Consider the following 20449-nt stretch of genomic DNA (forward strand, 5'->3'; position numbering starts at 1 on the left):
GGGCAGAGCAACAGATCAACCTGTACGTGGTCAATTTTGGACGCCGATCCCCTGGCTTAGGGGGGCAATATTGCAAGCCGAATGACATTCGTGCGCAACAAAACCGTCTATATCGCACTTGGCGTCATGCCCAACGGCACCAAGGATATTTTGGGCCTATGGATCGAGCAGACCGAGGGCGCCAAATTCTGGTTGGGCCGGATCCTTCACCTCGCCAGGCGTCGCTGCACGGGCCGTATCGCCCGCCAGTCGGCGCTTGCCTGCCTGCAGGAATTCCTTGGACCATCCGTAATACATCGATGCGGCAATGCCCTCGCGGCGGCACAGTTCGGATATGTTCTCCTCGCCGCGTAGTCCCTCCAGCACAATGCGGATCTTCTCCTCCGCCGAATACTGCCAACGCGTCTGGCGTCAGATGTCCTTCAGCACTTGCTCTGCGGGCACTTTGCCCGGTCCGGATTTCTGTCTCATCTTCGCTCCTTAAGGCTACGATGAACCAGAAATCCTCCATTCAATCTGTCTCAGGGGGGCTGACGGCGAACAGTCAGCTACCTGCCGACCCTGCGCGATCCTCACATCGACCTGTCGAAGCTTTGAAACGATCTCTTCCGCCGCATGTCTCTTCCTCGCCATTGATCAAATCCTCCGTGGCCAAAACCATACTGAAGGGAGGACGAGTTCAAAGGGGGCAGATCGGCTCATGGCATAGCATTTCTCGTAAGTCATCCAGGCGATAGGCCTCGCCGGTGTTGGCGGTCGGTAGGGACGTTCTTGTTGCGACTGCTGTGGCTAACGATGGGCTGATAAGGGTTACAGCAGCGGAGATGGCAAACATAGCGCGACGCTTAACAAGCTCCTGATCAAAAGGCGCAGCTTACCGATGCAAGCTTTAATCGCAGAGGACTTATCGCCCGGCGTGTTTTGTAGAGCGCAGGCGAGCAGAATGCCCGCCACGGTCAGAAAAAAGCCCGCCTTGCTGCGAGCTTTTGGTTATCTACGGTCGTGGTCGCCACCACCGACCCCTAAACTTACGCCCGGGACCTGAATACCGATCCCAGGCTGTCCATGTGGCTGAGGACGATCGACGTAGTACTCGCGCCGCGGTCCAGGATCCTGTTCAATGACCACAGGACGGTCATGAGGTCGTTCCTCGTGATGTTGGCGCCGAGGCTCCTGAATAATGACCGCAGGTCGGTCACGATGCTGTTCCCGGCAATTGCCATATTGGTCACAGATTAGCTGAACGCGCAGCAAACCATCGACGCGCAACATACTAGGGGTGAGCGGAGCGGCCTCGGCCGCGCTCACGACCAGGCCAACAGCATTAACTAACAACGAAATTGTAATTTTGTTCATATCGCTCCTCTCAGCTGGCCGTAGTCAAATGTTTTGAATCACCAACCGTGGTGTCCGCCTCCACCGAAGCCGTGTCCCCCGAAACCGCCTCCACCGTGGCCGCCACCAAAGCCTAGGCTGATGCTCGGACCTCCATGACCATAACCACCGCCGTATCCGCCACCATACCCATACCCGCCCCCATAGTACGGCTGAGCGTGGTACGTTTGCGGGGCGTAGTACGTTTGCGGAGCATAGTAAACTCGACGCGGTGCGTATCCATAACTCCGATACGAGCGCTCATAGCCGCGAGAATAATGGCGGCGGCGGTGCTGCGAACTGAAGTCTGTTGATTGGCTCGTTCCTACGCTAAAGCGTTCAGTTTTTACCGAGTTACCCGCGTTAGCCGCCGTCCCACCGAGTAGAGCGGCAGCACTGAATACCACAAGTCCTAGGGTTCTCATATTTGGCATTCCTTAAAACGGTACATTTAGGAAATCAATCGAAAGCAGCTATGTTCCAGCAAATCTGTAACAAAACTGAGTGACTTGTGGTCCAAGGAGTAGCCGACTCGCTTCCAGATAAGCCAGCTCTTTGCGCCTTAAACGCATGTTCACTAAAAGTATCGCGCAGCAGTTTTTTGATCTCCCACCAACTTTTTGGCACCACGGTCAGACCTTGATAGCTGACCCATATGGCTGACATTGCCCCCTGATCCTAATCCGGTTTGAAGTTAGCTCTGGCCCAACATGAGGACCAGAGAATGAAGCGTGGTCGCTTCAATGAAGAGCAGATCATCGGGATTTTGAAAGAGCATGAGGCAGGCATCAGCGTTGCCGATCTGTGTCGCAAGCACGGCGTCAGCGACGCCAGCATCTACAAATGGAAAGAGAAGTATGGCGGCATGGACGTGTCTGAAGCCAGGCGGCTGAAGACGCTGGAAGACGAGAACACGCGCCTGAAGCGGCTCCTGGCGGATGCTATGCTGGACAACATCGCCTTGAAGGATCTGCGGATCGTTTCGGCACCTGCAGCCGCAGCACATCGCGTTGCGCGGCTGGCGTTTTCAACGATACCGACCACCAATGACAACCCTTTGGGTCTTCGCCGCCCGAGGGTGCCAGTGTTGGAATTCCCCGGCGCTGGCTTGTCACTGGTTCAATGGCTATGGCCGCTGGAATGCCACTGACAGGCCGGGCCCGACGTTGATCCGTCGATGGGCAAACTGGACGAATACGATGCGATGGGCCGGGTGTCCGCCCATCGTCGGTGCAACCGCGCGCCCGCAGCCTGGCGCTGGCCAAATTGTTAAGGGAGCGACATGAACAACCAAGACGCCCTGCCGCGCCACTCCGACGGGTGAACGTGGGCCTCTAGCGTCTCCGATCTCTTGTGCCGCCCAGGAAGGGCATCGGCGTGACGATGGACGCAAAGCATGATGGTCGCCGTCGGACGATCGGGGATCATCATGTTGCAAATCAAAAATGCGCGACAGTGGGGAATGATGGGAGTTTTCCAGATGGCGAACCAAATCTTGCGCTACGCGATTTTCAAAAGGAAAGCGATGGCTAGAGCGTTGCGAAGCACGGCTGGCCCCGGACCGCCCACAAAAATGCCAGCAAATGTAGCAGGCATGTTACCGTGAACGTATCGATTTATTACGCCGCGATCTGACCTGGCATTGACACCCTCTCAAGAGCTTGCATCGGATTTGAACGCCAGTGGCGTCAGCGGATGGCAGGCTTGCGGACCAATACACTGGTCGCGATCGGCGCGGCGAGTTTTGTGATCTTCGAAAGCTTGTTTCCTGACGATGGAAGTCCGACGCGGGTAGCCGCCCAGGTGGTATCTGGGATGGGCTTTCTGGGTGCCGGATCATGTTCCGCAAAGGACTTCAGGTTTCCGGCCTCAACACTGCGGCCACCTTGTTGTGCTCGGCGGCCGTGGGGCTATTAGCGGGAAGCGGCCATCCGCTGCATGCAGCGTCGGCGGCGGCATTTGTCGTTCTGGTCAATCTAACGCTGCGACCGCTGGTTCGTATCATCAACCGGCAACCGATCGCGCAAGTCGAAACCGACTTTCATACCGCGTCCGGGTTGTCTGCCGAAATCCGGAGCAGGCGCATATCCTCGCCCTGCTGTTGCAGTGCACCAGCAACGGCCAGCTCAGCCTGCGGCGGCTCGACAGCACCGATCTCGAGGAAAGCGGCCGCGTCGAAGTAACCGCGCAGCTCACGGCTCATGCGAAGACCGACGCGGTCCTTGAACAGGTTGTCGGCCGCCTCAGTCTCGAGCCGACCGTATCGGCTGCGAGCTGGAGCGTTGTGCCGATGTTGGAATACGGCTGCGGACGTTGCTCGCTGGGCGATCAGAGGGTGGCGGATACAAGCGGTTCTCGAGCCGGACATCGTCATCCAGCTCTGGCCGCAACGGCCAGGTCAGGTCGGCGCGGCGGCGCGGTTGAGGTACTTGCTGACCGTGCCTAGGGCCAAGCCGAGGCTGCGGGCAACGGCGTGTTAAACTTGCCGACGCTGTAGTGCAGGCGCAAAACTTCACGAATGTGGCGCATGGACGGTCTCTGTGTCGGCATCTCGATCTTCTGCGTTTGCAAAAGACTAGGGTAGCCTGTGCAGACTTTCAGCGGTGCGCGCCTCCCCGGTAGAAGAACCGCATAGTGCTGGAGGAACTTCGTTACAGCTCGATCAATCTGGAACATTAGCACGACAAACCCGTGACCTCGCTGTTACTAAATCTTTCAGGGAGCTTTCTGACATGGCAAAAGAACAGCACAAGAAAGCCGCCGAGCATCACGAACATGCAGCCAAAGCTCATCATTCTGCCGCTGAGCATCACGATAAAGGTGACCACTCGAAAGGCAAAGAGCACTCTGCCAAAGCCAAACAGCATTCGCATGATGCTCACAAGCACACTGAGGAAGCTCATTTGATGAGTGAAAAGCACAAGTAAAGAATGAGCCCGGTTAAAACCGGGCTCTATTTCTTGCCTTCGAGCGGTCTGTTTTGCTGATGAATCATTCATGCTTATAGAAAATATTTATAAGCTCAGTAAATTGAAACATTAGTCTGCATCGTTATTTATTGCACGAGTGCTACTCTTTTTTGCTCACGCGGTGCTGCTGAAATGAGCCGCCTGAGCGAGATCACTCAGTCATACCAGATGGTCGCGGCACTGCTTTAATATTTTCAAAGCGTCGATGACCTGATCAAATTGGGGGCGATGTCAGATTGAGGCTGCTCGTATCATCGCTGTGCATTCTGTCAGCGACGTTTGAGGCTGCGTTGGTTATGTCCTCTCATCCTCTTGCCTATTAATCATTGAGCCTGATCTCACCATTCGAGACACCAGCAGCTACAATCTTGAACCAGCGAAGATTTCATCATTTCGATTTTTAGTAGTCGGTTTGCCGGTATCGAAGGAGCTTACCCAAGCGCCTTTCGCGGCAATACCCGATCATTATTTATCGCACTATTCGGCTTCTAAAGACATGAACCTTACCAGGCAGAGGCCTTAACGGCGAACCGTTAATAGATTTGAAGGCGCAGCCTGTAATTCCGCGCGCCTCTCGATCACGGCATGATCGAACAGATCGAGCACCAATCCAAACGGCGCCAATTCTTGTTCTCCGATGATGCCTTTGTCGTAGTATTCGAGCGCTTCCGCAACGATAGCATCTACCTCCCGCTGCATCGCGAGCAGCGTTGCGTCGGATTCTGCGGTCTGAACCCTAGAGACAACGGCCGAGATCCGATTACGATGCCGTGTAATTTCGTCCCTTTCGTCGCGATTTAGATATTGGCGTAGCCAGGCGACGCTCGAACCAATCCCTGAAAGCAGCAAAATCGCGAACCAGAAATAGTCGCCGTATCGGTCGAGGAAAGTGCGTTCAGTCCCGTCGATAATGGCTGCCGCCCCCCGGTGTATCGGCAGTTCTGCTTCTTTCTCGGTGTCCGGCTTGGTCATTTGTGCTGCGCCGGGTACTTGCCGTGCAATTGTCTGTCGCAGTGCAAGTTGTTGACGGTAGAAAGCCGCTACTGTCGTTTCGGCCAAAGCCTTCCGTGCCAAGATCAAATGATTCACGCTTATAGTATCGACTTTGTCTTCCGGCCAAGCCGGATTCGCATTGAAGATGCTTGGTAAAATTTCTTCGGACTCGTAGCGCGGGTGCTTTAAGGCAAGGGCTTGTGATGCATCGATTGCAAGGAACTTTGGCTCACCACGCACGCGGGCGGTCGAAGCGACCGCGTCAGACGTTATTTTGCTATCGAGCGGACCGACCGCCATGAAGGCATCGATCGCGGGATCACGCGCCATATCCTCGATTTGGTCTATTCCAAACTGAGTAACCATGACCTTATCAGCGTCGACGCCGGAGGCGCGCAAGATGACCTCCAGCAACGCGGCGTTCGCAGGGGTCTTGCCGATCACTCCAACCCTGCGCCCCGCAAGATCGGCAATCTCCTTGATTTTTGGCGTCGACTTCTTTTTGGAGCTTTTGCTACCAAGCCCGGAAGGTGACCACAGCACGACGAAGTTCTTACGTAGAACCACAACTGTCTGGGCGTCTGGCGGCATTGCCAAGTCGCCGCGACCAACCGCCAGATCAGCTTTTGCAGCGCCAAGCAGAGCAAGAGCTTCAGTTGTGCCTGGGGTTGTGATGATATCGAGCCTCAAGGTTTTACTTTCGCTGGCGAAGGCCTCGCTCATCGCCATGATGACCTTGTGGTCATTACTTCCCGGCGGCCCAACAGCAATCCGGAGGGTTGTGGGCCGCAATCCATAATACAACGCGCCTGCGGCGATACCGAAAACAAGAAAACCCAATAATGCAATGAGCAGTAAGGTTTTCGTCCTCTTCCGTCCTCGGCGGGCTGCATCACTTGATTTTGTTTGCCCACCGGACGAGGACATTTACTGGGGTCCCTTGATAAACGATTGATCGACGGCCGGTACGTTGTCAGGCAAAGACGCTGCGCCGATTGCCTGCGAAGATGACAGAAAAGCACTGCGGAGAATGCCGGTCAGCCGTCGCGCGTTGATCAGGAATAGAACGCCAGCCAGAGCAAGATAAACCCATGCGAGCCATGTCAGCGTCATAATCGTACGCGCCTCGTCGTTTCTGAAGACGAACGCCAGTGTGACCTGAATTGCGAACAGACTGACGAGGGCCAGCGCCGAGCCAACACTGAGGCGCAGGCGTAGGAGCAGCGCGAGTCCGAACAGGGATTGGGCGGCGGTCAGGAAAAACTCTTCGCTCTGCCGTGCATCCAGCGGAAGTGCGGAGATAGCCCCGGCGCCAAAACTCATGGCAAGCGGCAGCATGCCGACGAGCAGCGTCCACTGGTTGATCTTATCGCTGATCATGGCCGTGAGACCGTTGCCGGCACGGTTGGCCAGCACGAACAGCACAGCCACCGACACCGCCGGGGCCTCGCTGGCAAGCGGGGCCAGCCACTGGATGAGCAGGAATTCGTTGATTCCGAAGGCACGGCCGGTACCGACCATGGCTTCGGCAAAGGGCTCTGCGGCCGCGAGGATGACCGCGCACGCGATCAGCACGAGCCCGCCCATTGCCGCCCATTGCCCTCTGGGAGAGAGCGTGTTCAACGCAGCGGCCGGCCCCGGCTCTTCCTTTTCGTTCGGGTCGTCGGTCTTCGGCAGGTTGCGCACCCGCCAGACATAAGCGCCGAAGATTGCAGCGAGCGCGGCAAAGTCGATCAGGCTGATGTTGCCCTTCAACAGGATGACGAAAGCGTAAAGGCTTGCAAGCAACAGGAAGCCGACCTCGACTGCGTTTGCGGGCGCCAGGTCGATCGAGCGATGCCGGTCCTTAAGCCAGTGCATGAGAACCATCAATGGCCACGCGAGGCCAACCAAAAGACGATTGGCGCCTGTCATGTTGGCGGCCGCATAGTGCACGTACTGCGACTCCGGCCCTGCACGACCAGCCTGATAGGCGTAATACAGATCGACGGCATATTCAGGCAGGACCGTCACGAGGGCAACGACGGCAAGAATCAGCCCCTGTGAAATGTGCTTTTCGGCGGCTTCAGCGCCCCATGACAGAAGGAAACCGGCGGCAAGAATCGCAAATCCGAACACCCCCGCATCCAGAATGGGGCTCGGCCGCAGGCCGGTCAACCGGAACACCACCGCCGGCAGGGTCGCCAACAAGGCGACGGCGACCAAAATCAGGAAACGTTTCACGTGAGCCCCCGCTACTTTGGTCGCCGCAGTGACGAACCAGCATTGAAATAATCAGGCTTCGTCAATCTGCTTTTTGAACGTTGCAACCCTGTAAACGTATACAGCAAACGCGAGGATAACGATTCCATTGCTGAGCGGCTCGATCCAGTTGCCCACCGCCAGATAGTTCTCGGCCAATAAATATCCAGCAGCCGCCAGCAGCCCGGTCCAGAGAACCGTGCCCATCGTCGTGGCCGCGAGAAATGGCGCAAGAGGCATGCCCGCGACCCCAGCCGGTATCGAAATCAGAGAACGAACGCCTGGAACCATCCGGCCGACAAAAACGGCAGTCCAGCCATGACGGGCGAACCAGGCACTGGCGCGATCAATCTCGGCAGGGCTTAAAGTCAGCCAGCGGCCGTGGTTGGCGGCAAATCGCCGAATAGGGTGAACGCCGATCCATCGTCCGATCGCGTAAAGCAACAGCGCGCCGGCGATCGATCCCGCCACACCAGTAAGCAGAATCCCGACAAAAGTAAGTTGGCCCCGCGCTGCGACGTAACCGGCCAGCGGCATGATCACCTCGGAGGGGATCGGGGGAAACAAATTGTCAATCAGCATCAGTAGAAAGATGCCTAAGTACCCTCCCCGCTCGATGCCTTGCGTGATCCAATCCAATGCAACTGCTCCTTTTTGCAGACGCTCCTCCGGACTTGCCGGCTATCGGGTCAGGAAACTCAACAGGCGGCCCCGCTGTCCTGAAATCCGCTTTCCTTATTAAAGACGTTTCAGCTATCCAACAATCGCAGAAAGACGCAAAGGACCGCCAATGACCACACCGGATCGTATGTCGCAATATCACGTTCGACACGCTGCACCCGTCACGCCTCACGGCGCTCCGATCCTGCAAGCGGGGCTTACCTGCTGGCGGGTGGAGAGGGCGTCGCGGCTCGCGCCCATTGTCGATGCGGCGTCCTATTTCAAGCTCATTCGTGCCGCGCTGATGCGTGCGCAACATTCGGTCCTGTTTATCGGCTGGGAGTTCGATACGCGCATCAAGCTGGATCCGGACAATACAATCCCGGGATTGCCGGATCGGCTTGGTCCCTTCCTGTCCGCGCTCGTCGAGCGTCGGCCCGAACTGTGCGTTCGGGTGCTTCAATGGAATCTGGGCCTCGTGGGTACGCTCGTGCGCGGGACGACGCCGCTTTTTCTACTGAACTGGATGGCCAGCAAGCGTTTCCAGTTTAGACTGGACAACGCTCACCCGACCGGTGCTGCGCATCACCAGAAAATCGTCGTGATCGACGATGCGCTCGCTTTTTGCGGCGGCATCGACATGACAGACGACCGGTGGGACACAAGCGACCACGATGACCACGATCCGCGCCGTGTCCGACCGTCGGGGCGCGCTTACGGCGCGTTTCACGATGCCACGATGGCAGTGGACGGGTCGGCGGCCGCCGCCTTGGGCAGCCTTGCGCGCGAGCGCTGGCGTCGGGCGACCAAGGAGCAGATCGAGCCACCCCCTGCTTCGACACTTGATCCTTGGCCACAAGAATTAGTTCCGCTGCTGTGCGACGTAGACGTGGCGATCGCCCGGACGGAGCCGGAGTATGAGGGGCGCCAATCCATCAAGGAGATCGAAGCCTTGCATTTGGCTGCTATCGCTTCGGCCCGGCGCACCATCTATTTCGAGGGGCAATATCTCGCCGCGCGCTGTATCGGGGAGGCGCTTGCTGCACGGCTGCGCGAGCCAGACGGCCCGGAAATTGTCGTCATCAATCCGCTGCAAGCGCGTGGATGGGTCGAGGAAAGAGCCATGGGAGCGGCCCGCGAGCGTCTGCTGGCCCATCTCCGGGATTCCGACCATTACAGCCGCTTCCGGATCTACAGGCCCGTAACCACAAAGGGCGCGCCGATCTATGTCCATGCCAAGGTGCTTGTGGTCGACGGCCGGCTGCTGCGGATCGGGTCGGCCAACCTCAATAATCGGTCGATGGGCTTCGATACCGAATGCGACCTCGCCGTCGAAGCGGCCCCATGGGATTCTGAAACCGAATCTATGTCCCGTGCAATCACCGCATTCCGCAATGGTCTTGTTGCAGAGCACTTGGAAATTGATGTCGAGACGCTGGCAGAGGCGCTCATTCAAAACGAAGGATCATTGATCGCGGCCATTGAGATGCTTCGGCGGGAGTCGGGCCGCACCCTTGTGCCAATTGAAATGCCGCCAGCGGAGAGCAGACCCCTTGGTGAAAACGAGCTTTTCGATCCGGAACAAGCCGAGCCACTATGGCTGATGCTCACTCATGCGCTTAAAGACCGCCTTGCCCGATCGATTGAGCGTAAGCAGGTGTGAGCCAATATCTGGGCAATAATTTTGTGACCTCATCAGAATTATATAGCTAATTCAATCACATACGAGTTCGTAGTTTCATTCTGAATGGCGCGCCATATTGCTACCTCCGCGAATACTCCCGCGAACCATTGACAGATCGTCAGTGGCTGCTCCTGCGCGAAGAGGGCATTCAATCACGACAGTTAGGTCTTCGTGACGGCGCCCCAGAAGAGCTCTGCTGTTGTGGATAGCCGTGCGCGGGCACGGAACAGGCGGATCTCGATCGGGATATCCCATTTTTCGGCGCCCGCCCTGACAAGCTGGCCGTTTGAAAGGGAGGCTCCGATCAGACTTTCCGGCAGCCAGGCCATGCCTCGCCCATCGAGAGCCATGGTCACCAGCAGCTTTGCAAGATGTGAGTTGAATGTCGGCTTCAACCACGCCTTGTCCGCAGAGGTGCTCCTCACAGCCGAAATGATCCTGCCCATACCCGATTCCGGGCGATACGACAGATACGGCACGGGCTCTTCTTCGGATCCGGGGAGGCCCGAGAAAGCGGAGCTTGCATCTGCCCGGGCCTGTTTGGCGACGACTGGTATCAGCACGTCCCGGCCGATCGGATGAGAGACGAAGTGACCAGGCGTGAGCAAGGTCTCCGCCGCCGGATGATAATGACCAAGAAGAAATTGCGTGCGCCCCTGCAGCATGAATCGCTCGCAGGCGTCCCAGTGATTGGCGACCAGTTGAATATTGGCGACGAAGGGAAGCGCTTCTTCGATCCGCTGTAGCCATTCCGGGAAGAATGTCAGCGCCAACGCGTTGGTGGATGCGAATTGTAGCTCTTCAATGTCTGTATTTGCCCGATCCTTCGCCTCCGAGCGCCCTGCCTCCAGTCGCCTCAGGACCTCTTCTGCGGTGAGCCGGAAAGCCTCGCCGGCAGGCGATAGCGTCACACGATGCGTCGTTCGAAAGAACAGCTGGACCCCGACCCATTCCTCGAGTGCACGGATTCGGCGGCTCAATGCGGGCTGTGTGATGTGGCGAGACTCGGCTGCGCGCGAAAAACTGCCGCTGTCCGCGACCTCTAGGAAATCCTTGAGCCAATCGATTTCCACGAACACTCCATCCGATGGGGTGCCGTCTCCGGCAGACCCTGCTTATAGCGCGACGGCATAACGATATTCTCATACAGCATTGGATGTCGCGGCGGGAGCCTCCGATGGTGGATCCGCAGTTGCAAAGCATGCTGAGCGGCACGGTTATGTCCCGAACCCTATATGACAAGATCATCGACACCCACACGGTCCGCGATCTCGGCGATCGGCAGGTCCTGCTTTACATCGATCGAACCATCCTCAACGAATACACCAGTCCGCAGGCCTTCACCGCGCTGCGTGAAGCCGGGCGCAAGGTCTGGAATCCGGACGCGGCCTTGATGGTCGTCGATCACGTCAATCCGACGGCGCAGCGGCGTGTCGCCGCAATGTCCGATCCCGGTGGAGCGCAACAGGTCGCCTATTTTGCCGAGAACGCCAAGGATTTCGGCATCGAAATATTCGACGTTCTGGATCCGCGACAAGGCATCGAGCATGTGGTGGCACCGGAGCAGGGGCTGGTGCTGCCCGGCATGGTCGTCGCCGCCGGCGACAGCCACACGACCTCCTACGCGGCGCTCGGCGCGCTCGGTTTTGGTATCGGCACATCCGATATCGAGCACTATCTGGCGACGCAGACCCTGGTCTATCGCAGGCTGAGGACGATGCGGATCACCTTGACCGGACACCTGGGGCTGGGGGTGACGGCGAAGGATTGCGTGATCGAGGTCATTCGCCGCATCGGCGCTGACGGCGCGGCAGGGCATGCGGTCGAATTCGCCGGCGACGCCGTGGCCGCGATGAGCGTGGAAGCGCGCATGACGATCTCGAACATGATCGTGGAAGCAGGCGCCCGGGGCGCGGTGATCGCTCCCGATGCGAAAGTCTTTGCCTATATCGAGGGGCGTCCGCGGAGCCCCAAAGGCGAGATGTGGTCCGCGATGGTCACCAGGATGTCCGGCCTCCGCAGCGATGCGGATGCGGTGTTTGATCGCGAATTTGCGCTGGACGTCTCGGAGGTCGCTCCCATGGTAACCTGGGGAACAAGCCCGGATCAGGCCGCGAGCGTGACGTCGCTCATTCCTGATCCCTCCACCGAGACCGATCCGAACCGGGAGCGCGCCGCCAGGCGGGCGCTTGACTATATGGGACTGGGCGCCGGCACGCCGCTTGATGCCATCCCGATCAGTCATGCCTTTATCGGATCGTGTACGAATTCCCGGATCGAGGATCTGCGCGACGCGGCGCGTATCCTGGCCGGCCGTAAAATCGCGCCCGGCGTCAGGGCGATCGTTGTACCGGGTTCGACCAAGGTGCGCGATCAGGCGGAGGCGGAAGGTGTTGCTGCGATATTCAGTGCGGCGGGTTTCGAATGGCGTCAGTCTGGCTGCTCCATGTGCCTCGCGATGAACGACGATGTCCTCGCTCCGGGTGACCGTTGCGCCTCGTCGACCAACCGCAACTTTGAAGGACGGCAGGGGACTGGAGCCCGAACCCATCTGATGAGTCCCGCCATGGTCGCGGCCGCAGCCGTCCGGGGCCATATCGTCGATGTCCGTAGCCTTTCAAAGGAGGGCTGATCCATGGAAACGTTCGTCAGGGTCACGGGACCGGCGGCACCTTTCTTGGCGCCGAATATCGATACCGATGTCATCATGCCGAAGGCCTTCCTCAAGGGTATCAATCGCAAGGGCCTCGATGTCGGCGTGTTCAATCTGCTGCGCTTCCGCGACGGGCAGCCGGATCCCGATTTCGTACTCAACCAGCCCGGCTATGCGCATACCCGTTTCCTCGTCGTTGGACCGAATTTCGGCTGCGGCTCCAGCCGCGAACATGCCGTATGGGGGCTGTTCCAACTGGGAATCCGGGCACTGATCGGCACCTCTTTCGCCGGCATTTTTGACGACAACTGTCGCAACAACGGCGTGCTCACCGTTACACTGGATCGCGACACCATCGCTCACATTGCCGACGTGATCGGGCGACCCGAGACGAACGGCATGACGATCGATCTGGAGTCGGAGCGTTTGACTCTCGATGCGAGCGGCGAGACGATCCGGTTTGCAATCGATCCGTTGCGCAAGGCCGCCTTGTTGCAGGGGCTGGATGCCGTGGGCGTGACGCTCGGTCAGGCCGGCGAGATACGAAAATTCCAGACGCGCCACTGGGAAGATCACCCCTGGCTCTCTCCAAACTGAACTGCGGTAGCACTCCATGGCCCATCCGACTGTCCCCGAACACGAAGCCGCCATTGTGGAACGCGGTAGCTCGCCATTTCTGGCAGGCTTCCGCCTGATCGATGTCGCATTGCCGAGCGGGATCACGATCCGGGCAGCGGTTGGCGGCGAGGGGCCGCCGCTCCTGTTGTTGCACGGCCACCCACAGACGCACGTCACCTGGCGCAAGATCGCGCCGGGACTGGCAAGGCGTTTCACCGTGGTTGCGACCGACCTGCGAGGCTATGGCGACAGCAGCAAGCCGGATGGTGGACCCGATCACGCCGCCTATTCGAAGCGCAGCATGGCGCTCGATCAGGTCGAGGTGATGCGCGCGCTCGGTCATTCACGGTTTAGCCTCGTCGGGCATGATCGCGGCGGACGCGTTGCGCACCGATTGGTGCGTGATCATCCGGCAGCGGTTTCCAAAGTCGCCGTCATCGATATTGCGCCGACCGCGACCATGTATGCCCGCACCGACAAGGAATTTGCGACCCGTTACTTCTGGTGGTTCTTTCTCATTCAGCCGGCGCCACTGCCGGAACGGATGATCGGCGCCGACCCGGAATTCTTTCTGCGCACCCATATCGATGGCCAGACCAAGACGCCCGGCGCAACCGAGCCGGAAGCGTTCGAGGAATATCTGCGCTGCTATCGCGATCCGGCCACGCGCCATGCTATCTGTGAAGATTATCGGGCGGCGGCGACAATTGATCTGGAGCACGATGCATCTGATGCGGAGCAGCGCATCGACTGTCCGCTATTGGCGATCTGGGGCGGCAAGGGGACCGTTGGCGCGCTGTACGACGTGCTGGAGACGTGGCGCGAAAAGGCGACCAATGTCTCGGGCCGGGCGTTCGATTGCGGGCACACGCTTCAAGAAGAAAACCCTGAAGAAACCCTCGCCGAGTTGTCCGCTTTTCTCGGTGACTGAAATCAGGGCTTCATCGCTGTAGCAAATTTTGGAGATAGCAGCTCATGGCGAAAAATCGCCCTTCAAGCTGCTGTCTGAAAGCGCCATTGGATCAGCGCCCTCCTCCGCCTGACGGGCAATTCTGCCAATAAGGTCCACGCAGGTGCGGACCACGACAGTTCGATTGCGAGATATCGAGCTGCGGAGTTCGGCAAAGAACTCCGGCTGCGGCAAATCGCGTGGCATGGCCCGCGGTGGCCGATCATTCAAAGCCAGTGACTTCCCGACAAGACGCCGCCCTTGGCTTGGGTGCACCTAGCCGCGCGGCTTCGTGGTCTGCGGGCCCGTTGGTCGCCAACGACAATCATTGCCCAGCAGCTCACATCACAGCCGCAGCACTGCGAGCGGTCTTGCAGTCGTCACAACCTTCCACGGAGAATTTAACGATGTCGTTCCTAGAGATGCTCACGCCGCAGAACAGTGCCATTGCGTTGATCGATTATCAGCCGGCGATGTTCCAAGGCGTGCAGTCGCACGACCGTCTGGTGACGATGAACAATGTGCAGATCCTGGCCAAGGCTGCAAAACTCTTCAACATTCCGACCGTGCTCACGACTGTCGCGAAGGACTCGTTCTCCGGTCCGTTCATTCCGGAAGTCACCGAGCTGTTTCCGAACCACGACATCATCGATCGTACCTCGATGAACTCGTGGCTCGATCCGAACTTTCGCAAGGCCGTTGCCGCCACTGGCCGCAAGAAGTTCGTGATCGCCGGTCTCTGGACCGAAGCCTGCGTGATCTTCCCGACTCTCGACATGCTGCGCGAAGGCTATGAGATCTATATCGCCGCCGATGCCTGCGGCGATCTTTCGCCCGAGGCGCACGAGCGTTCGATGCAGCGTGCGATCCAGGCCGGCGCGGTGCCGATCACGTCGTCGCAATATGCCTATGAGCTGCAGCAGGATTGGGCCCGCAGCGAGACGTATGACGGCATGATGGACATCCAGAAGGCGCATTCGCCTTACGGCATCCAGATCCGCTTCTCGAAGTGGGCACTGGGCGAGCACGCCTCTGAAGGCGGTCCGGCCAAGTAAGCCGCCACGTTACTCAAAACAGGACAATGACATGAAAGCGCACATGATCTCGCTGGGCGCGGGCCTGTTGGTTGGCGTCATCTACAGTCTGATCAATGTGCGCTCTCCAGCGCCACCGGTGGTGGCGCTGGTCGGTCTGCTCGGCATTCTGGTCGGCGAGCAGTTGCCGCCGCTGGTGCGGAGCCTCTGGCAGAAAGAGCCGGTGATTTATTCGTGGATCGATCAGGTCAAGCCGCACATGTTCGGCCATCTGCCGAAAGGCCAGCGCTCCGATGCGCGCATCGCTGCCGATAAGACGCCGCAGCCGCCTGCCGACGGATAGTACAGCCCCCCGTTACGATGACTTCGATATTCCCGCACTCAAGGAGCACTCCATGACCGAGCCGCAGACCCCCGATCTCATTCTTCACCGCGGCTTGTTCACGACGCTTGATCGCTCCAATCCGGTCGCGAATGCAGTCGCCATCAAGGACGGTCGCTTCACCCATGTCGGGCACGACGGCGAGATTCTGCCATTGGCGGGTCCCAAGACGAAGATCGTCGATCTCAAGGGCAAGCGCGTGCTGCCCGGCCTGATCGACAACCATCTGCACATCATCCGCGGCGGTCTGAATTTCAACATGGAGCTGCGCTGGGATGGCGTACGCTCGCTGTCCGACGCCATGAACATGCTGAAGCGTCAGGTCGCCATCACGCCGCCGCCGCAATGGGTGCGCGTGGTCGGTGGCTTCACCGAACATCAATTCGTCGAGAAGCGGCTGCCGACCATCGACGAGCTCAATGCTGTGGCGCCGGATACGCCGGTGTTCCTGCTGCATCTCTATGATCGCGCGCTGCTCAATGGCGCTGCCTTGCGCGCCGTTGGTTACACCAAGGACACGCCGAATCCTCCGGGTGGCGAGATCATCCGCGATGCCAACGGCAATCCGAACGGCATGCTGCTCGCCAAGCCCAATGCCGGCATTCTTTATGCGACGCTGGCCAAGGGGCCGAAACTGCCGTTCGACTATCAGGTCAATTCGACGCGCCACTTCATGCGCGAGCTGAATCGTCTTGGCGTCACCGGCGCCATCGATGCCGGTGGTGGCTTCCAGAATTATCCCGATGATTACGCCGTCATTCAGAAGCTGCATGACGAGAATCAACTCACCATCCGTCTGGCCTACAATCTCTTCACGCAAAAGCCGAAGGGCGAGAAGGACGACTTCCTGAACTGGACGAAGACCTCCAAATACAAGCAGGGCGACGATTATTTCCGCCATAACGGCGCCGGCGAGATGCTGGTGTTCTCTGCCGCCGATTTCGAGGATTTCCGCCAGCCGCGCCCGGATATGGAGCCGGAGATGGAAGGCGAACTCGAAGAAGTCGTCCGCGTCCTCGTGCAGAACAAATGGCCATGGCGCATGCATGCGACCTATGACGAAACCATCAGCCGCGCGCTGGATGTGTTCGAGCGCGTCAATCAGGACATGCCGCTCGAAGGCCTCAACTGGTTCTTCGATCACGCCGAGACGATCTCCGATCAGTCCATCGATCGCATTGCGGCCCTTGGCGGCGGCATCGCTGTGCAGCATCGCATGGCCTATCAGGGCGAGTATTTCGTCGAGCGTTACGGCCATGGCGCTGCCGAAGCCACGCCGCCGGTCTCGAAGATGCTGGCCAAGGGCGTCAAGGTCTCTGCCGGCACCGACGCGACGCGCGTGGCGTCCTATAATCCTTGGGTGTCGCTGTCATGGCTGGTGACCGGCCGCACCGTCGGTGGCATGCAGCTCTACCCGCAGCGCAACTGTCTCGATCGCGAGACGGCATTGCGCATGTGGACCGAGAACGTGACGTGGTTCTCCAATGAAGAGGGCAAGAAGGGGCGCATCCAGGTCGGCCAGCTCGCCGATATCGTCGTGCCCGATCGTGATTTCTTCTCCTGCGCAGAGAATGAAATTGCCGATACCAGCGCCGTTCTGACCATCGTTGGCGGCAAGGTCGTCTATGGCGTCGGCGATTTCGCCAAGCTTGATGACAATGCGCCGCCGCCAGCCATGCCGGACTGGTCGCCGGTGCGCACTTTTGGCGGTTATGGTGCATGGGCGGCGCCGGATGCGAATGGACAGGTGGTCGCTCAGAAGATGGCGATGAGCTGCGGCTGCGCTAACTCCTGCGGCGTGCATGGCCACGATCACGCCACGGCGTGGTCCAGCAGATTGCCGATCGCCGATCTCAAGAGCTTCTGGGGCGCGCTCGGCTGCGCTTGCTGGGCGGTATGATGGTGAATCTTGCCCGTCGCATAATCGGCGCGCCCATCGTGCACTGGCTGGCATTGCTGTGTCTCTGCGCGGCCTATCTGCAGGGCGGACTGGTCAAGGCGTTCGACCTTCCCGCCGCGATTGCCGAGATGAACCATTTCGGATTGCAGCCGGCGGCGCCCTTCGCATTGGCGACGATCGGGCTCGAACTGGTGGCATCGCTTCTGATTCTCGGTGGCGTGTTGCGCTGGCTCGGCGCACTGTCGCTAGCGGGCTTCACGCTGATGGCGACGTTTCTGGCGAACCGGTTCTGGGAACTGACTCCGCCGGAACGCTTCATGAGCGCCAACTCGTTTTTCGAACATATCGGCCTGTGCGGCGGCTTTCTGCTCGTTGCATGGCATGATCTCAACAAGGCAAGACCATGAGCGACGCCGCCAAGGCAACCAGCGCTTTCGCGCCATTCCGCCAATCCGTCTTCGCGGTGATCTGGGTTGCCACGGTCATGGGCAATACCGGCAGCTTCATGCGCGATGTCGCGAGCTCCTGGCTGGTCACTGACCTGTCCGCTGCACCGGCGGCGGTCACCATGATCCAGGCCGCAGGCACGTTGCCGATCTTTTTGTTTGCGATTCCAGCCGGCGTGCTGTCGGATATTCTCGATCGCCGGAAATTCCTGATCGCGGTCCAGGTATTGCTCGCTTCGGTCAGCGCCACGCTGATGATGCTGTCTTATTACGGGTTACTGACCGTCAACCTGCTGATCGGTCTGACCTTCATCGGCGGCATCGGCGCTGCGCTCGTCGGGCCGACATGGCAGGCGATCGTGCCCGAACTCGTGCCGCGTCAGGACATCAAGAGCGCGGTGGCGCTGAATTCGCTGGGCATCAACGTCTCGCGCTCGATCGGTCCTGCCGCCGGCGGCATTCTGCTCGCGACGTTCGGCGCAGCCGTGACGTATAGCGCGGACGTGATCAGCTACATGTTCGTCATCGCCGCATTGCTGTGGTGGCCGCGGGCGAAGGCCGAGAACGACGCGTTGTCGGAAAAATTCTTCGGCGCGTTCCGGGCGGGCCTGCGCTACACCCGCTCCAGCCGCGAATTGCATGTCGTGCTGTTGCGCGCCGCGATCTTCTTCGCGTTCTCCAGCTCGATCTGGGCGCTGCTGCCTTTGGTGGCGCGCAATCTGCTCGGCGGCGACGCTGGCTTCTACGGCGTATTGCTGGGTGCCGTCGGCGCAGGTGCCATCGGTGGCGCGCTGATCCTGCCGCGGCTACGCGCCAAACTCGATTCCGATGCGCTGCTGCTGCTTGCTGCGCTGTTGTCGGCGGCCGTGATGGCCGTGCTGTCCTTCGCGCCACCGAAATGGTTGGCTCTGCCGGTTCTGTTGTTGCTGGGCGCAGCCTGGATCACGGCGCTGACGACGTTCAGCGGCGTGGCTCAGGCGGTGCTGCCAAACTGGGTACGCGGACGTGGTCTCGCCGTCTATCTGATGGTGTTCAACGGCGCGATGGCCGCGGGTAGTCTTGGGTGGGGTGCGGTCGCGCAAGCACTGGACCTGCCCGCGACGCTGCTGGTCAGCGCCTGCGGTCTGTCGATCGCCGCCCTCATCATGCACCGGGTGAAGCTGCCAACCGGAGAAGCCGATCTGGCGCCGTCCAACTACTGGCCGGAGCCGCTCACCTCCGACGACGTCGAGCATGATCGCGGCCCCGTGCTGATCCTGATCGAATACCGGATCGCGCGCGAAAACCGGGTGCCGTTCTTCACTGGCCTCAAGCGCCTCTCCGAAGCGCGGCGCCGCGATGGTGCCTATGGCTGGGGCATTACCGAGGATGCGGCAGATCCTGAAAAGATCGTCGAATGGTTCATGGTGGAATCCTGGGCAGAGCATCTGCGGCAGCATCACCGGGTGTCCAAGGCGGACGCCGATGTGCAGCGTGAGACGACGCAATACCACATCGGTCCCGATGGACCCGTGGTCCGGCATTTCCTTACGCTGGATCTGAAAAATCCGCTGTTGAAGCCCGAGCCGGTGACCCCGCACTAATCTCCACAAGGACTATCGGAATGCGTTCGTTCAATCTCACTGCTACCGCCATCTGCGTCACGCTTCTATCGGTGACGCCACACGTCGCGTGGTCGCGTGAGGCAACCGCGAAGATCGGCTTTGCCGTTGGCGCGCAATATGACACGACCCATATCTATGTGGCGCCGGATGAGGTCGATCGTTTCGTCGAAAGCTTCCTTGCCACCTTTGGCGGCAGGAGCACCAAACAGGTGGTCGCGACGGTGACGCCGACGCCAAGCAGTACGACGTCGCAGCTTCTGCTCACGCCGGCGGGCTCGGTCTCGGTGTTCGGCTTCAAGACGCCGATTCCGTATCCGTTCGGGCACGAACGGACCGGCTATCTCGTCACCGATATCGACGCCGCAGTGAAAGCAGCGCAGAGCGCGGGCGCCGATGTGCTGGTCAAGACGTTCCCGGATCCTATCGGACGCGACGTCGTGGTGCAATGGCCGGGCGGGATCAACATGCAGCTCTACTGGCACACGACGGCGCCGTCCTATCCGGAGCTGCAGACGGTCCCGGAGAACCGTGTCTATCTGCCGGCGAGCCGGGCTGATAAATTCGTGAAGAGCTTTGTTGCGTTCTCGAAGGGCAATGTCGTCTCCGACACGGCCAAGGCGCCGGGCGTCGAGATCGGCCGCCCCAATGACAGCTATCGCCGCATTCGCATCGCCTCGAAATTCGGCAAGATCACCGTGCTGGTCACGGATGGTGTGCTGCCTTATCCCTATGGCCACGAGCTGACGGGCTATGAAGTGCCGTCGCTCGACGAGACGTTGGCCAAGGCGAAAACGGCCGGCGCCGCCGTGCTCGTCGAACCCTATGTGGCAGATGCACGTCGTGCGGCGCTGGTGAAATTTCCTGGAGGCTATGTTGCCGAGATTCATTCCGCTCTCGGCAAATAAAGCCGTCGCAGCGGCGATCGCGCTGGGACTCTGCACG

Annotated in this window: 17 protein-coding genes and 4 pseudogenes; 16 read left to right on the top strand and 5 right to left on the bottom strand. The window is 59.5% G+C overall.

The features are described from left to right. Positions 1-90 precede the first annotated feature (90 nt). Positions 91-195, top strand: a pseudogene (locus AC1RQ5_RS29070) (transposase); the annotation flags it as partial. A gap of 6 nt (positions 196-201) precedes the next feature. Here the strand turns inward: AC1RQ5_RS29070 and AC1RQ5_RS29075 are convergent. Then, positions 202-471 (bottom strand): annotated as a pseudogene (locus tag AC1RQ5_RS29075) (transposase); the annotation flags it as partial. 1627 nt (positions 472-2098) lie between these two features. Between AC1RQ5_RS29075 and AC1RQ5_RS29080 the strand changes: the two are divergent. From AC1RQ5_RS29080 to AC1RQ5_RS29100, 5 genes and pseudogenes are all read left to right on the top strand, one after another. Continuing rightward, a pseudogene (locus tag AC1RQ5_RS29080) lies at positions 2099-2395 on the top strand (transposase); the annotation flags it as partial. Between the two features lie 375 nt (positions 2396-2770). Further along, positions 2771-2980: a hypothetical protein gene (locus tag AC1RQ5_RS29085; protein ID WP_493204184.1), complete on the top strand. Its 210-nt coding sequence runs from the start codon at positions 2771-2773 to the stop codon at positions 2978-2980. An 89-nt stretch (positions 2981-3069) separates the two neighbouring features. Continuing rightward, positions 3070-3557: pseudogene (locus AC1RQ5_RS29090) on the top strand (MgtC/SapB family protein). Then, positions 3476-3820 (top strand): hypothetical protein, encoded by a 345-nt coding sequence (locus tag AC1RQ5_RS29095; RefSeq protein WP_493204186.1) that lies wholly within the window; start codon positions 3476-3478, stop codon positions 3818-3820. The pseudogene AC1RQ5_RS29090 and the gene AC1RQ5_RS29095 overlap by 82 nt, the downstream one beginning before the upstream one ends. Before the next feature lie 286 nt (positions 3821-4106). Further along, entirely contained in the window at positions 4107-4301 is a 195-nt protein-coding gene (locus AC1RQ5_RS29100) for a hypothetical protein (RefSeq protein WP_493204188.1), read from the top strand. Between the two features lie 561 nt (positions 4302-4862). Here the strand turns inward: AC1RQ5_RS29100 and AC1RQ5_RS29105 are convergent. The 3 genes from AC1RQ5_RS29105 to AC1RQ5_RS29115 are packed head-to-tail and all read right to left on the bottom strand — an operon-like array spanning position 4863 to position 8216. Next, positions 4863-6263 (bottom strand): ABC transporter substrate-binding protein, encoded by a 1401-nt coding sequence (locus tag AC1RQ5_RS29105; RefSeq protein WP_493204190.1) that lies wholly within the window; start codon positions 6261-6263, stop codon positions 4863-4865. Further along, a complete protein-coding gene (locus tag AC1RQ5_RS29110; RefSeq protein WP_493204191.1) occupies positions 6264-7559 on the bottom strand; it encodes a calcium:cation antiporter family protein in 1296 nt (431 codons plus the stop codon). It lies immediately after the preceding gene. A 51-nt stretch (positions 7560-7610) separates the two neighbouring features. Next, positions 7611-8216 (bottom strand): DedA family protein, encoded by a 606-nt coding sequence (locus AC1RQ5_RS29115; RefSeq protein ID WP_493204193.1) that lies wholly within the window; start codon positions 8214-8216, stop codon positions 7611-7613. Positions 8217-8367: 151 nt separating this feature from the next. Here AC1RQ5_RS29115 and AC1RQ5_RS29120 point away from each other — a divergent pair, with 151 nt between their 5' ends. Continuing rightward, a complete protein-coding gene (locus AC1RQ5_RS29120; protein ID WP_493204195.1) occupies positions 8368-9900 on the top strand; it encodes a phospholipase D-like domain-containing protein in 1533 nt (510 codons plus the stop codon). Between the two features lie 182 nt (positions 9901-10082). Here the strand turns inward: AC1RQ5_RS29120 and AC1RQ5_RS29125 are convergent, their stop codons facing one another. Then, positions 10083-10994 (bottom strand): LysR family transcriptional regulator, encoded by a 912-nt coding sequence (locus tag AC1RQ5_RS29125; protein WP_493204196.1) that lies wholly within the window; start codon positions 10992-10994, stop codon positions 10083-10085. A gap of 104 nt (positions 10995-11098) precedes the next feature. On the opposite strand from AC1RQ5_RS29125, the gene leuC reads away from it, so the two are divergent. The 9 genes from leuC to AC1RQ5_RS29170 all read left to right on the top strand — a co-directional run bounded on the left by leuC (position 11099) and on the right by AC1RQ5_RS29170 (position 20412). After that, positions 11099-12553, top strand: coding sequence for a 3-isopropylmalate dehydratase large subunit (gene leuC / locus AC1RQ5_RS29130; RefSeq protein ID WP_493204198.1), 1455 nt, complete (start codon positions 11099-11101; stop codon positions 12551-12553). 3 nt (positions 12554-12556) lie between these two features. Continuing rightward, a complete protein-coding gene (leuD, locus tag AC1RQ5_RS29135; RefSeq protein WP_493204200.1) occupies positions 12557-13171 on the top strand; it encodes a 3-isopropylmalate dehydratase small subunit in 615 nt (204 codons plus the stop codon). 16 nt (positions 13172-13187) lie between these two features. Then, a complete protein-coding gene (locus AC1RQ5_RS29140; protein WP_493204202.1) occupies positions 13188-14123 on the top strand; it encodes an alpha/beta fold hydrolase in 936 nt (311 codons plus the stop codon). A 425-nt stretch (positions 14124-14548) separates the two neighbouring features. Continuing rightward, positions 14549-15196, top strand: a complete 648-nt coding sequence (locus AC1RQ5_RS29145) for a hydrolase (RefSeq protein ID WP_398475720.1) — start codon at positions 14549-14551, stop codon at positions 15194-15196. A 31-nt stretch (positions 15197-15227) separates the two neighbouring features. Next, entirely contained in the window at positions 15228-15518 is a 291-nt protein-coding gene (locus AC1RQ5_RS29150) for a XapX domain-containing protein (protein WP_493204204.1), read from the top strand. 52 nt (positions 15519-15570) lie between these two features. After that, the gene (locus tag AC1RQ5_RS29155; protein WP_493204206.1) at positions 15571-17457 is read left to right on the top strand and encodes an amidohydrolase; all 1887 of its coding nucleotides are present in this window, start codon (positions 15571-15573) and stop codon (positions 17455-17457) included. Then, positions 17457-17864 carry a DoxX family protein gene (locus tag AC1RQ5_RS29160; RefSeq protein ID WP_493204208.1) on the top strand — a complete coding sequence of 136 codons (408 nt, stop codon included), beginning with the start codon at positions 17457-17459 and terminating at the stop codon, positions 17862-17864. The genes AC1RQ5_RS29155 and AC1RQ5_RS29160 overlap by 1 nt, the downstream gene beginning before the upstream one ends. Next, positions 17861-19486: an MFS transporter gene (locus tag AC1RQ5_RS29165; RefSeq protein WP_398475711.1), complete on the top strand. Its 1626-nt coding sequence runs from the start codon at positions 17861-17863 to the stop codon at positions 19484-19486. Before AC1RQ5_RS29160 ends, AC1RQ5_RS29165 begins: the two co-directional genes overlap by 4 nt. A 20-nt stretch (positions 19487-19506) precedes the next feature. Then, positions 19507-20412 (top strand): glyoxalase, encoded by a 906-nt coding sequence (locus AC1RQ5_RS29170; protein ID WP_493204210.1) that lies wholly within the window; start codon positions 19507-19509, stop codon positions 20410-20412. The last annotated feature ends 37 nt before the right edge of the window (positions 20413-20449 follow it).

Source organism: Tardiphaga sp. GW821-FHT12E02, from assembly GCF_058807155.1.